Annotated in this window: 10 protein-coding genes; 7 read left to right on the forward strand and 3 right to left on the reverse strand. The window is 70.5% G+C overall.

What is annotated here, in order from left to right; all coding sequences use genetic code 11:
* The first annotated feature begins 2 nt into the window (after window positions 1-2).
* Window positions 3-503 (forward strand): rhodanese-like domain-containing protein, encoded by a 501-nt coding sequence (locus tag VGS97_RS23765; protein ID WP_349262239.1) that lies wholly within the window; start codon window positions 3-5, stop codon window positions 501-503.
* 65 nt (window positions 504-568) lie between these two features.
* On the opposite strand, the gene VGS97_RS23770 is transcribed toward VGS97_RS23765, so the two are convergent.
* Window positions 569-2,314 (reverse strand): SpoIIE family protein phosphatase, encoded by a 1,746-nt coding sequence (locus VGS97_RS23770; protein WP_326855855.1) that lies wholly within the window; start codon window positions 2,312-2,314, stop codon window positions 569-571.
* Window positions 2,315-2,621: 307 nt separating this feature from the next.
* On the opposite strand from VGS97_RS23770, the gene VGS97_RS23775 reads away from it, so the two are divergent.
* Window positions 2,622-3,968 (forward strand): cytochrome P450, encoded by a 1,347-nt coding sequence (locus VGS97_RS23775; protein ID WP_326855856.1) that lies wholly within the window; start codon window positions 2,622-2,624, stop codon window positions 3,966-3,968.
* A 358-nt stretch (window positions 3,969-4,326) separates the two neighbouring features.
* On the opposite strand, the gene VGS97_RS23780 is transcribed toward VGS97_RS23775, so the two are convergent.
* Window positions 4,327-5,292: a terpene synthase family protein gene (locus tag VGS97_RS23780; protein ID WP_326855857.1), complete on the reverse strand. Its 966-nt coding sequence runs from the start codon at window positions 5,290-5,292 to the stop codon at window positions 4,327-4,329.
* A 230-nt stretch (window positions 5,293-5,522) separates the two neighbouring features.
* On the opposite strand from VGS97_RS23780, the gene VGS97_RS23785 reads away from it, so the two are divergent.
* The 4 genes from VGS97_RS23785 (at window position 5,523) to VGS97_RS23800 (ending at window position 10,083) form a co-directional block, all read left to right on the forward strand.
* Window positions 5,523-7,121 (forward strand): ABC-F family ATP-binding cassette domain-containing protein, encoded by a 1,599-nt coding sequence (locus VGS97_RS23785; protein WP_326855858.1) that lies wholly within the window; start codon window positions 5,523-5,525, stop codon window positions 7,119-7,121.
* Window positions 7,122-7,498: 377 nt separating this feature from the next.
* Window positions 7,499-7,717, forward strand: a complete 219-nt coding sequence (locus VGS97_RS23790; RefSeq protein WP_326855859.1) for a helix-turn-helix domain-containing protein — start codon at window positions 7,499-7,501, stop codon at window positions 7,715-7,717.
* 189 nt (window positions 7,718-7,906) lie between these two features.
* Complete coding sequence (locus tag VGS97_RS23795) at window positions 7,907-8,803, forward strand: enoyl-CoA hydratase/isomerase family protein (protein ID WP_326855860.1); 897 nt, start codon at window positions 7,907-7,909, stop codon at window positions 8,801-8,803.
* Window positions 8,804-8,877: 74 nt separating this feature from the next.
* Window positions 8,878-10,083, forward strand: a complete 1,206-nt coding sequence (locus VGS97_RS23800; protein ID WP_326855861.1) for an ROK family transcriptional regulator — start codon at window positions 8,878-8,880, stop codon at window positions 10,081-10,083.
* Between the two features lie 42 nt (window positions 10,084-10,125).
* Here VGS97_RS23800 and VGS97_RS23805 read toward each other — a convergent pair whose 3' ends face one another.
* On the reverse strand, window positions 10,126-11,169 hold the full coding sequence (locus VGS97_RS23805) for an SGNH/GDSL hydrolase family protein (protein ID WP_326855862.1): 1,044 nt from the start codon (window positions 11,167-11,169) through the stop codon (window positions 10,126-10,128).
* A 124-nt stretch (window positions 11,170-11,293) separates the two neighbouring features.
* Between VGS97_RS23805 and VGS97_RS23810 the strand changes: the two genes are divergently transcribed.
* A partial coding sequence (locus VGS97_RS23810) for an ABC transporter ATP-binding protein (RefSeq protein ID WP_414641812.1) occupies window positions 11,294-13,038 on the forward strand: 1,745 nt, incomplete at its 3' end.

Raw genomic sequence — 13,038 nt, forward strand, 5'->3', positions numbered from 1 at the left:
AGGTGGCCGGCGGTGTAGAGACGTCCAGTGCGGTGTTGTCGACTCCGGTCGCGGCGAATCGGGACGCCCTCACGCATTTCGCGGCGCGTCTGTCGTTCGAGGCGGACGTCTCCGATGTACACGCGGATCTGGAACTCGGGCTGGTCGGCCGCGTCTTTGCGCTGGTCGACTCGCGCTCGGACGAGTCCTGGGAGCAGGGCCGCATCCCCGGCGCCGTGCACCTGCCGACCCGGCAGATCGCCCGGCGCGCCGCGGAGGGGACGCTCGGCACGCTGCTTCCGGCCGGGATGCCTGTCGTCACGTACTGCTGGGGGCCTGGCTGCAACGGCGCGACGAAAGCAGCTCTCGAACTGGCGAGGCTCGGCTATCCGGTCAAGGAGATGATCGGCGGATTCGAGTACTGGGTCCGCGAGGGCTACGCGTACGAGTCGGCGCGAGGGAGCCGGAATCCGGCGACGGACCCGTTGACGGCTCCGGCCGGCGGCGCTGCCTGCGCGTGCTGAGCGAGCCGGAGCCGCCGGGGGATCGGCGGATGATGGATCAGGGTCGGTTGACCAGCGGATCAGGGTCAGTAGAGCTGGGCGAGCAGTAGCGCGACGTCGTCGTTCCAGAGGCCGCGCGGCCGGTTGGCGTCGAGCAGGAGGCCGGCCAGCGCCTCCAGGTCGGCGTCCCGGGTGCTGTCCAGGCAGGCCAGTGTGCGGCGCAGTCCCTGGTCGAGATCGTTGTCGATGCTCTCCAGCAGGCCGTCGGTGCACAGCACCAGCCGCGTGCCTGGCTCGTACTGCATGTGCGACACCGGGTAGAGCCCGTCCGACGGGACGCCGAGCGGCACGCCGACGTCGTTCTGCGGCACGTACGCCGGATTCCCGGGCGGAACCACGAGCGGCGGTATGTGGCCGGCCCGACTCGCGGTGATGGTGCGGGTCTCCGGGTCGACCCGGATGATCAGGCAGGTCGCGAAGACCGGGTATTCGACCTCTTCGTTGATCTCGACGACGAACTCGTGCGCGCGGTGCAGGACCTCGCCGACCGGGTGCTTCTCGGCGGCGTAGGTCCGCACGGCCGTGCGCAGCCGGTACATCATGCCCGCGGCGTGCACGTTGTGGCCCTCGACGTCCCCGATGATCAGGATCGTCGAGCCATCGTCGAGCGGTACCGAGTCGTACCAGTCGCCGCCGACCTGGATGCCGGTGGTCGCCGCCTCATAGCGCCACGCGCCGCGCACGCCCGGCCCGAACTTGAGCGAGCGCGGCAGCATGCCCTCTTGCAGCGCCAGCGCGAAGCTGTGCTCGGTGTCGTGCAGCGTGGCCCGCTGCACCGCCTGGCCGATGGCGCTCGCCGTGAGCAGGAGCATCGCGCGCTCGGACTCGTCGAACGGCGCCTCGTTCTCGTAGCCGAGCAGGCACACCCCGCGCATCCGCGGGATGCCTGTCAGCGGCAGGAACGCCCAGCCCTCCAGCCCGAACTCCTTGACGATCGGCTCGACCTGCGGGAACCGCTCACACAGGTCGGCCGAGCTCGAATAGAAGAGGGCGGATTCGAAGGTCATCGCGGTGCGCACCGGGCCGTCGTCCGCCACTCGCAGCGGGTGCTCGTCGCCGCGGCCGCAGGCCAGCAGCACCTCGATCCGGGTGCCGACGTCGGCGATGATCAGCGCGTCCGCGCCGAGCGCCGGCAGCGCGCGGTTCACCGCCTTGCGCACGTCGTCGAGGGTGGTGGCGGCGGCCAGGCCCGCGGTGACCGCCTGGATCCGGGTCGCCTTACGTGCCTCGGTCCGCGCGGCCTCCTCGGCGGCGCGCCGCTCGCTGATGTCCGCGATCACGCCCATCAGCCGCATCGGGCTGCCCTCGGTGCCGGGCACCACCCGGCCGCGGGTCTCAAGCGTGTGGATGCTGCCGTCCGGCCAGCGCACCCGGTACTCGAAGAGGTAGTCGCCGACGGTGGACAGCAGCGGCTGGAGCATGCGCAGCAGGTCCTCGACGTCCTCCGGCGGCACCTGCGCCAGGAAGGTCTCGAACTGCGGCACCGAGTCGGGGGGCAGGCCGTGCAGCCGGAAGGTCTGCTCGTCGCAGAGCACATCGCCGGACGGCAGCAGCCAGTTGAAGAAGCCCGTCGAGGCGCTGAACCCGCTCGACCTGGCCGCCGGGCCCCATGAGGTCAGGACCCTGAGCTCGGCCGACCGAGCGTCCTGATCCTCGCCGTCTTCCTTGCCCTCTTCGCCTTCTCCGGTGAACTCAGAGCCCTGGACTTCCTCGGCCACTTCGTCGGGCCCGCCCGATTCCCCCGGAGCGTTCTCATGTTGAGGCGGTGTCATCGGTTCCTCCCGCCGATCGTGCTCTCGCCCGCGCTCGGGTAATGGGAAGCCTGATACCTCACATCAGGCACACGCGTACCGCTCACCATCGTGCATACGGTAGCCGCACCGTGGCTTTACGGGGTGGTGTTTCCCAAGAATCGCACAGGTTGGCTGAAATTTGTTGTCGGTTCGCGCCCCTACTGCGCCCTTGCGCCCTCGCAAAAATGACCGAGTGTTAGAATAGCGCAACCGGAGGTAACCATGTTGGGGGGAGGCAACCTTGTCCGGCTTGGACGGTTCGCAACATCGCTCGACACGGCAGCCTGTGACGATACCGGGTGCCTGGCCACTGTTGGGGCACGCGGGATCACTGCTGCGCGACCCGCTCGGGTTCCTCGAAAGTGTGTATGCCCTCGGCGACGTGGTCCTGTTGCGCCTGGGCCCTAAACCGGCATACCTGGTGAACGGATCAGAGCCATTGCGGCGGATTCTGGTCGCAGACGCGCCGTACTACGACAAGGGCTTCCAGATCAACGCGCTCAGAGCTCTGATCGGTGACGGGATAGGCACCTCCGTAGGGCCCAAACACCGCCGTCAACGGCGTCTGATGCGCCCGGCATTCGACCACGCACACGTCCGGGGCTACGTCGACATCATGGCGCAGTGCGCGACTGCGGGGGCTGACACGTGGCGCGACGGCCGCACGATCGACGCGGGGCGGGAGATGCGGCGCCTGGCGATGACCGCGATCATCCTCGCCGTGCTCGGCGTCGCGCAGGACGGAGCGCTGCCGTCCGACGCCGCGGTGCAGGCCGAGGTGCTGACCTCGCTGTCGGTGGTGCTCGCCGGCGTCGGCAGGCGGGCCATCCTCCCGCTGGGCCGGCTTGAGCACACGCCCACGCCGGGGAATCTGCGCTTCAACCGCGCGCACGTCGCGCTGCACTCGGCCGTGGACCGGATGGTCGCCGACCACCGCGCACAGCGCAACGGCGACGGGGGCAGCGCCGGGAACGGCGGACTGCTCGACACGCTGCTGGCCGCCGTGGACGAGGACGGCACCGGCATGTCCGACCAGCAGGTGCACGACGAGGTCATGACCGTGCTGCTGGCCGGGAGCGAGACCTCGGCGGGCACGCTCGCCTGGCTGCTGCACATCCTCTCCGGCGACCTGGACCTGCAACGCGCGGTGCAGCAGGAGGCCGACACCGTCCTGGCCGGCCGCACGCCGCAGGTCGACGACCTGGGTTCGCTGCCGCTGGCCCGGCGTGTCGTCTCCGAGGTGCTGCGCCTCTATCCGGCCAGTTGGCTGCTCGGCCGCCGCTCGCTTCAGGAGGTCGAGATCGCCGGGGTGCCGGTGCCCACGCGAGCCCAGGTCCTGCTCAACTTCTACGGCGTGCACCGCGATCCGCAGGCGTATCCGGACCCGAACCGCTTCGACCCGGACCGCTGGCTCGCGCCCGATCCCGAAGTCCTGCGCGCCTACTACTTCCCGTTCGGGATGGGGCCGCACGTGTGCGTCGGCGAGGGCTTCGCCTGGAGCCTGATCATGACGACGCTGGCCGTCATCGCGTCGCAGTACACGGTCAAGCCGGTCCCCGGCAGCGTGGTGCGGCCGGTCGCGCGCACGACGCTGCACCCCGGAGTCGTGCCGCTCACGTTCGAGCCGCGTTAGGGCGTGTTTGAGACGTAGGGTCGGGGTCGTGGCGCCTGTCGTGCACGCTCGCCGCGTTGTCGGGTCGTGTCCGTACCGCCAGTATGGACACGACCCTCCGCGTTGCGATCGCACGCGCCAGACACCGCGCCCTGATCCGACCTTACTTCTCAAACATGCCCGAGGCGGGCACCGAAGGTCTTGGCCGGGCGCAATCGGCCCCACGCGGTTGATCGAGCACAGTCCGGCTGGCTGTGTTGCCGGGCGCCCACGGGCCTCCAGCCTGAGGGCGCCCGGCGCCTTGCCATCCGGGCGCGGAGGCATCGTGCTGATCCGGCCAAGAGCATCAGCGCACTCCCAGGCGCGTTTGTATCAGGGCTCAGGCGGCGATGCCGAAGTCGTAGCGGCGGGTCTCGGCCGACCAGGCCAGGTGTCCGGAGATCCAGGCCCTGATGTCGCCGAGATAGCGCTCCACCCGCGGGTCGCCGAGGGCCAGCAGCGGCGTCTCAAGCTGCTGATAGTCGTTCAGCCGCCGGTCGTGCAGCGCCGCCGCCTCGCGCAGTGCCTGGTCGATCGGCTCCTGCCGGGCCCGGCGCAGCACCTCGGGCAGGCTGAGCACCTGAGTGGAGCGGCGCACCTCGCGCGGGTACGACAGGATGTCGTTGCCCCAGCAGATGATGTCCGCCGCCGCGTCGTTCACCGCGTGCAGTTCCGGAGAACTCCACATGCCGACCGGCAGTTCGAACCCGTTGATGATGTCGATCAGCGCCAGGCAGGGGAAGACCGCGCCGCTGTGCCGCCGCATGACGATGTACTCCGGCAGGTCGGCCAGCGTGCGCTGTTCCCGGTGCGCCGCCTCCCAGGTCAGCGCGAGCAGGTAGTAGACGGTCTGCGCGGCGAACCGGTCGAACTGCTCCGGCGTGGCCAGCCGCAGCAGCCGCGCGCGCAGGTCGGCCAGCGCGGGCAGGAAGGGGTTCACGGTCCGCGCGGGGACGTCTCCGCGTTCGATCACGCGCAGCACGTCGGAGGCGAGACCGATGGTGTCGACGGAGTGCCGGCCGAAGTCGGACTCGTCGCAGAACGTGTCGTCGAACAGGAACAGCCAGGTCGTCCAGTCGGTGTTGAGCAGCAGGCCCGGCATCGTCGCGCGGGGGCTGACCCGCCCGGCCAGCCGGGCGCTGCGGGTCGCGGCCAGCCTGCGACGCACTGCCGGATCGTGGGCCAGGCCGAACCGGTCCGCCCACGTCAGGGTGGCCGTCTCCGCCGTGTCAACCTGCTCATGCAGGGACGACGAGAACGGTGATCTGAGACGAGGCAGCGAAGAGGCCGACAACTGAGAGCCCATAGATTGACCCCCTTTGCTGGGGCCACCGCACGGCCCCGTTTTGGTGCAATTACATCCCCGAGTCAGGATGTTACATCAACAGGAAGTGGTGTGGCAGATGCGGTGAGTCACGATTGTGCTACGGTGGCGCAGGGGTCGTGAGTGGATGGAGTGCCGGGAGATCTGGACGCGGCGTCGTACCCCGGCTCCGGCCGCCCATCACAGGTGCGGCCACCCCTTAAGATGGATCAGTGATCTCCGCTTCCCAGGTCGAGCTTCGCGCGGGCTCACGCGTGCTGCTCGAACCTGTCTCGTTCCGGCTCGGCGCCGGCGACCGCATCGGCCTGGTCGGGCGCAATGGCGCGGGCAAGACCACGTTGACCAGGACCCTCGCCGGTGAGACGCTGCCGGCGGCCGGGACGATCACCCGCTCGGGACCGGTCGGTTACCTGCCGCAGGACCCGCGCACCGGTGATCTGGACGTGCTGGCCCGCGATCGGATCCTGTCCGCGCGCGGCCTGGACGAGACGGTGCGCCGGATGCGCGCGGCTGAGACGAAGATGGGCTCGTCCGACGCCGCGCAGCACGAGCGCGCGATGCGCCGGTACGCCAGCGCCGAGGCCGAGTTCCTGGCCAACGGCGGCTACGCGGCCGAGTCCGAGGCGGCGACCATCGCCGCGAGCCTCGGGCTGCCCGACCGCGTCCTCGGCCAGCCGCTGCACACGCTCTCCGGCGGCCAGCGCCGCCGGGTCGAGCTGGCCAGGATCCTGTTCGGCGACAACGAGGTGCTGCTGCTCGACGAGCCGACCAACCACCTCGACGCCGACTCGATCGTCTGGCTGCGCGAGTACCTGAAGAGCTACAAGGGCGGCTTCATCGTCATCTCGCACGACGTGAAACTCGTCGAGTCCTGCGTCAACAAGGTCTTCCACCTGGACGCGAACCGCACCACCATCGACTTCTACAGCATGGACTGGAAGTCGTACCTCGCCCAGCGCGAGACCGACGAGCGGCGGCGCAGGCGCGAGCGGGCCAACGTGGAGAAGAAGGCCGGCGCCCTGATGTCGCAGGCCGACAAGATGCGCGCCAAGGCGACCAAGACGGTGGCCGCGCAGAACATGGCGCGCCGCGCCGAGAAGATGCTCTCCGGCCTCGAAGCGGTGCGCCAGTCCGACAAGGTGGCCAAGCTGCGCTTCCCGCAGCCGGCCCCGTGCGGCAAGGTCCCGCTGATGGCCGCCGGGCTGTCCAAGTCGTACGGCTCGCTGGAGGTCTTCACCGACGTGGACCTCGCGGTGGACCGCGGCTCGCGGGTGGTCGTGCTCGGGCTCAACGGAGCCGGCAAGACGACGCTGCTGCGGCTGCTGGCCGGGGTCGAGGAGCCGGACACCGGGAAGATCGAGCCCGGACACGGCCTGAAGATGGGCTACTACGCGCAGGAGCACGAACTGCTCGACCCGGGGCGCACGGTTCTGGAGAACATGCGCTCGTCCGCGCCGGACCTGGACCTGGTCGAGGTGCGCAAGGTGCTCGGCTCGTTCCTGTTCTCCGGCGACGACGTGGACAAGCCGGTCGGGGTGCTCTCCGGCGGCGAGAAGACCCGGCTGGCGCTGGCCACGCTGGTGGTCTCCAGCGCCAACGTGCTGCTGCTCGACGAGCCGACCAACAACCTCGACCCGGCCAGCCGCGAGGAGATCCTCGGCGCGCTGCGCTCGTACGAGGGCGCGGTCATCCTGGTCACGCACGACGAGGGCGCCGTGGACGCGCTGGCACCCGAACGGCTCATCCTGCTGCCCGACGGCGTCGAGGACCTGTGGAACGAGGGCTACCGCGACCTGGTGGCGCTCGCCTGAGGCCCCGCGGCGCCACGCGCATCGCCGCTGGTACTACGCTGATCGAACAGAGGATCCGGCGGTTCCGACAGCGCGTCGGCAGCAGCCGGTAACAGTCCGGTAACGGGAGCTGGTGCAAACCCCGGCAAACCCGCCGAAGACCGGACCAACCCAGCGCGGTGTCCGGGAATAACGGGCGACTTTGTTCGCCGAATCGGTGGTCAACTTGCGCGCGAGGGGTGATCATGGGTGGTCAGAGCGCACAACCGCGGTAGACGGTGGGTCCTCCCACCTGCGGTTCCCGGCGGGGGCGGGGCTCCCGCCGCTTCACAACCGATCCGAATCACGCAGTGAATACCGCGGGGCACCCGTCCCCGCACCCCTCATAGGAGGCACGTGTGGCCGAGACTCTCAAGAAGGGCAGCCGCGTTACCGGCGCCGCGCGAGAGCAGCTCGCGACCGATCTGAAGAGCAAGTACGAGTCGGGCGAATCGATCCGCGCCCTGGCCCAGGAGACCGGCCGTTCGTACGGCTTCGTGCACCGGATGCTCAGCGAGTCCGGTGTGGTCCTGCGCGGACGCGGCGGCGCGACTCGCGGCAAGGCGAAGACCGCGTAGCGGCTGCCAGGCAGAGCACCAGTCCGGCGCACCGGCCCCGGCCTCCGGTGCATGGCACACCGGGGGCTGGGGCTTGTTGTGGCAGCCGGACGGTCGCCGGATGGGAGGGCACGTGGTGCGCGCCCGACACTCTCCTATAGGGTCCGTTGCGTCTCGACAAGTTCTCTGGCAAGGGGCGGACAGGCTCTGATGGCAGCGCTGACGGACCACGACGCCGACGACACGTCCACTGGCGCCTCCGCCGACACCGGCGCGTCGGCCGCCATCGCACCCGTGTACGACTTCTGGCCCGCCGAGCGCCAGGTCGCCGCGGCCAAGGCCGGCGTGCGGCTCGTCGTGGAGGGCGAGATCGCCACGGTCGTGCTCGACCGCCCGGACAAGCGCAACGCCATGACGCCCGCGATGTGGTGGCAGCTGGCCGAGATCGGCCGCGCCCTGCCGGGCTCGGTGCGCGCCGCGCTGCTGCGTGCCGAGGGGCCGTCGTTCAGCGCGGGACTCGACCGCTCGGTACTGGTCGCCGAGCAGGCCTCGGGCGGCAAGGGCGCGTCCAAGACGCTGATCGACCTGGCGTCGAGCGACCCGGCCGACGCGGAGCTGACCATCGAGGCCTTCCAGGAGGCTTACACCTGGTGGCGCCGCCCCGACCTGATCACCGTCGCCGCGGTGCAGGGCCACGCGATCGGCGCCGGATTCCAGCTCGCGCTGGCCTGCGACCTGCGCATCGTGGCGCACGACGCGCAGTTCGCGATGCGGGAGATCAGCCTCGGGCTGATCCCGGACCTCGGCGGCACCAAGCCGCTGACGGAACTGGTCGGATACGGCCGGGCGCTGGAGATCTGCGCGACCGGCCGGTGGATCGAGGCCGCCGAGGCGGAGCGGATCGGCCTGGCGAACAAGGTGGTGCCGGCCGCCGAGCTGGCGCTACAGGCGCAGATATTCGTCCACGAGTTGCTGGCCGCCGACCGTGACGCGCTCATCGAGACCAAGGCCCTGATCCAGGGCGCGGTGGAGCGCGACTACGAAGCCCAGCGGGCGGCGGAGCGCTCGGCGCAGGTCCGGCGCATCCGCGCGATCGCGCGGCGTTGACGAACGTTGATGAATCGGTGTCGATACCGGACGGCCGGCCGGGCAACCGGCCGGGTCCCGTAATATTCGGCGCCATGACCGGCGAACCGTCCCACTCCCAGGCCGCGACCGCGCCCATGCTCAAGGCGCTCAACGAGCGGACCGTGTTCGAGACGATCCGCTCGGGCCATCCGATCTCGCGCGCGGAGATCTCCCGCCGGGTCGGCATCTCCAAGCCCACCGTCTCCGCCGCGCTGGCCGCGTTGCTCGACAGCGGTCTGGTGCGCGAGACCGCTCCCGGCGGCGAGGGGCCGACGTACGGCGCGCTGTTCTTCGAACCGGTGCCGGAGGCCGGTTTCGTGGTGGGCCTGGACATCGGCGGCCGGTACCTGCGCGGGGTGATCGCCGCACTCGACGGCGAGGAACGCGGCCGGGAGCAGGCCGACATCGGCCCGTGCGAGATCACCGAGATCGTCGCGCACGCCGCGCGGATGCGTCTGCGGCTGCTGCGCGCCGCGTCGGTGCCCGGGGACGCCGAGCAGGTCGTGGTCGCCGCCGCGCCGGGCGTGGTGGAGCAGTCCACCGGCCGGGTGTATCAGGGATCAACTATCCCGGGCCTGGACGGCTTCCCGCTCGCCGCCGCGCTCGCCGGGGCCATCGCGTCCCCTGGGCACGGTCCGAGCGGCCCGGTGCTGGTGGAGAACGACATCCATCTGGCCGCGCTGGGCGAGCAGTGGCGCGGGGTCGGCGCGCGGGTGGACGACTTCGCGGTGCTCTCCGTGGGCACCGGGACCGGAGCCGGCCTGGTCCTCGGCGGCCGGCTGCACCGCGGCCGCAACGGCGCGGCCGGGGAGATCGACTTCGCGCTCGAAGGCGGCGCGGACGCCAACCCGTACGACCCCTGCGGCCCCGCCCTGGAACGGCTGGCCGCGGACTGGATCGAGTTCCGCGGCGAGCCGACCGTGCTGCGCGTCCCGGCGTCCCCGGAGCAGATCTTCGAGGCCGCGCGCCGCGGCGACCGGCTGGCCGGGCTGCTGGTCGCCGAGGAGGCCCGCCGCATCGCGGTGTATCTCGCCCCGGTCTGCGCGGTGGCGGACGTGGAACTGGCCGTGCTGGCCGGCGGCATCGGCCTGAACGCCGACCTGCTGCTCGAACCGGTGCGCGCCGAACTGGCCAAGCGCGTGCCGTACCCGCCGCGCGTCGAGGTCAGCCCGCTCGGCGAGGCCGGCGTGCTGACCGGCGCCATAGCGCACGGCACCGCCGTCGCGCTCGACCGCGTGCTCGCCGTGCGGATCGGCTGATCTGATCGGTCGAGCCGAACCGTCCGAGGCGGTGTCACGAGGTCAGGCGGTACGCCCGGTCTTGCCCGCCCAGCCGCTGAAGTCGACCGGCGTCAGTTCCGGGCGCTTCGCCTCCAGGCCGTCCCCGGACGAGCGGCCGGTCATCCGGCGCCTGATCCAGGGGGCGAGGAACCGCACCGTCCACACGACGTTCGAGTACATCCGCACGATCACCCACGGCCGCCTGCGCGGCGGCAGCGGCTCGCGCCAGTCGAAGGCCGGCTCGTAGCCCAGCGATTCGAGCACCGCCTCGGCGATCCGCCGGTGCCCCTCAGTGGCCAGATGGACCCGGTCCGGCGCCCACAACCGCGGATCGTCGAAGATCCGCTCCACGGACAGGTCGACGACCACCACGCCGTAGCGGTCGCGCAGATCCTCGACCATCTCGCCCAGACGGATCACCCGCGGCGCGAACCGCCGCAGCGACGGCATCCGGTATCTGAAGTCGACCGACTGGAACATCACCACGCGCACGCCCGCGGCGGTGAGTGTCGCCACGCACTGCTCCAGGTACCTGCCGATCGCGTCGAGGTCGCAACCCGGGCGCGCCACGTCGTTGAGCCCGGTGGCCAGCGAGACCAGGTCGGCGCCCATGCGCAGCGCCATCGGCACCTGGTCGGCGCTGATCTGCTTGACCAGCCTGCCGCGCACCGCGAGATTCGCGTAGCGGAACTCGGGATGCAAGCTGCTCAGCCTTGCGGCCACCAGGTCGGCCCAGCCGCGCAGTGAACCGTCCGGCAGTTTGTCGACCATTCCCTCGGTGAACGAATCGCCCAATGCGACGAACGAGCGGTATCCGGCCGCTTTCTCCGGCATCACGCGCACGGGAAGGGCGTTGCGTGCCAAGTCGCCTTCCGGGACCACGCCCGTGGGTGCCGCACCGCCGTTGTCCTGGCTCTTCGAACTTGACTGCGGCCTCGTCTGCCACTGCGAGTCGGCCGATCCTGCGCCGCCGGCCACGGTCAAGCTCGAAGAGAGGCTATCCTCGGCCGCGAGGCCTTCGACCACTTCGAATCCGCCCGTTCCGGAAATCGTCTGCTCCTCCACAAGACGGTGATGGTAACGACGGCGGAATTCCGGAAAACCGTGCTGCGTTCAATGGCGCGCGAACACAAGGTGAAGGAACTCTTCGGGCCCAGCGGGCAAAGGACGGGTGGCGGCAGTGCGTGGCATGGGAATGGGCGGCGGGGCCGTCGACATGCGGACCATGGGTTCGTATATGCGCGATCCCAAGGCGATCCGGAAACTCAAGCCGGGCACGATGCGGCGCATCGGGGCGCTGGCGCGTCCGTTCGCCACGGTCATCGCGACGTTCCTGTCGTTCACCGTCGTGGACGCGGTCCTCGGCGTGCTGCCGCCGCTGTTCTCCCAGCGGATCGTCGACGACGGCATCCTGAAGCACGACTCCGGCCTGGTCACCGTCCTCGCCCTCATCGTGGCGGGCATCGCGCTGCTCGACGGCGCGGTCGGCCTGGTCTCCCGCTACCTGTCCTCGCGTATCGGCGAGGGCCTGATCGCGCTGCTGCGCACGAAGGTGTTCGCGCACGTACAGCGGATGCCGGTCGCGTTCTTCACCCGGACCCAGACCGGCGCGCTGGTCTCCCGGCTCAACAGCGACGTGCTCGGCGCGCAGCGCGCGTTCACCTCCACGCTCTCCAGCGTCGTGTCCAACGCGGTGTCGCTGGTGCTGACCGCCGTCACGATGTTCTACCTGTCCTGGCAGATCACGCTGTTCGCCCTCGTCCTGCTGCCGGTCTTCGTGTTGCCCGCCAAGTGGATGGGCCGCCGCCTTCAGCAGATGACCCGTGAACAGATGCAGCTCAACGCCGACATGTCGACGATGATGACCGAGCGGTTCAACGTCTCCGGCGCGCTGCTCGCCAAGCTCTTCGGGCGCCCCGAGGACGACGACGCCCTGTATGCCGCGAAAGTGGACCGCGTGCGCGCGATCGGCGTGCGCGTCGCGGTGTCCGGCGGCGCGTTCATGACGTCGCTCACGCTCGTCGCCGCGCTCGCCACCGCGATGGTCTATCTGATCGGCGGGCGGATGGCGGTGGGCGGGCACCTGTCCCTCGGCACGATGCTCGCGCTGGTCGGCCTGCTCGGCCGGCTCTACGGGCCGCTGACCGCGCTGGCCAACGTGCGCGTGGACGTGATGACCGCGCTGGTCTCCTTCGACCGGGTCTTCGAACTGCTCGACCTGCCGCCGATGGTCACCGAGAGCCCTGGCGCGGTCCCGGTGCCCGCGGGAGCGCCGGTCATCGAGTTCGACGACGTCGCGTTCCGCTACCCGACCGCGTCAGAGGTCTCCCTCGCCTCGCTCGAATCCGTCGCGGTGCTCGATCAGGCCCCTTCCGCGCAGGTGCTGCGGGACCTGTCGTTCCGCGCCGAACCCGGCACGATGACGGCGCTGGTCGGCCCGTCCGGCGCGGGCAAGACGACGATCACCGCCCTCGCGGCGCGGCTCTACGACGTCACCGCGGGCGCCGTGCGCATCGGCGGCCTCGACGTGCGGCAGGCGCGACTGAGCTCCCTGAGAGACCGCATCGGCGTCGTGACTCAGGACGCGCACATGTTCCACGACACCATTCGCAGCAATCTGCTTTACGCGCGCCCCGACGCGACCGACGACGAGTTGGTCAGGGCGCTCAAGGACGCGCAGATCTGGGATCTGGTCGCCGCGCTGCCCGACGGCCTGGAAACGGTGGTGGGCGATCGCGGCTACCGCCTCTCCGGCGGCGAGAAGCAGCGCATCGCCATCGCCAGGCTGCTGCTCAAGGCGCCCGACGTCGTGGTCCTGGACGAGGCGACCGCGCATCTCGACTCGGAGTCGGAGGCGGCGGTTCAGCAGGCGCTCGCGAGCGCGCTGCGTGGCCGCACCTCGCTGGTCATCGCGCACCGCCTCTCCACGGTCCG

It is taken from the genome of Actinocrinis sp. (genome assembly GCF_035946395.1).
Classification (GTDB): domain Bacteria; phylum Actinomycetota; class Actinomycetes; order Streptomycetales; family Catenulisporaceae; genus Actinocrinis.

What these genes read in the sequence shown, in the direction of transcription:
- VGS97_RS23770 (WP_326855855.1), bottom strand. Translation starts at nt 2,314, where the DNA reads ATGACACCGCCTCAACATGAGAACGCTCCGGGGGAATCGGGCGGGCCC.
- VGS97_RS23780 (WP_326855857.1), bottom strand. Translation starts at nt 5,292, where the DNA reads ATGGGCTCTCAGTTGTCGGCCTCTTCGCTGCCTCGTCTCAGATCACCG.
- VGS97_RS23795 (WP_326855860.1), top strand. Translation starts at nt 7,907, where the DNA reads ATGGCAGCGCTGACGGACCACGACGCCGACGACACGTCCACTGGCGCC.
- VGS97_RS23800 (WP_326855861.1), top strand. Translation starts at nt 8,878, where the DNA reads ATGACCGGCGAACCGTCCCACTCCCAGGCCGCGACCGCGCCCATGCTC.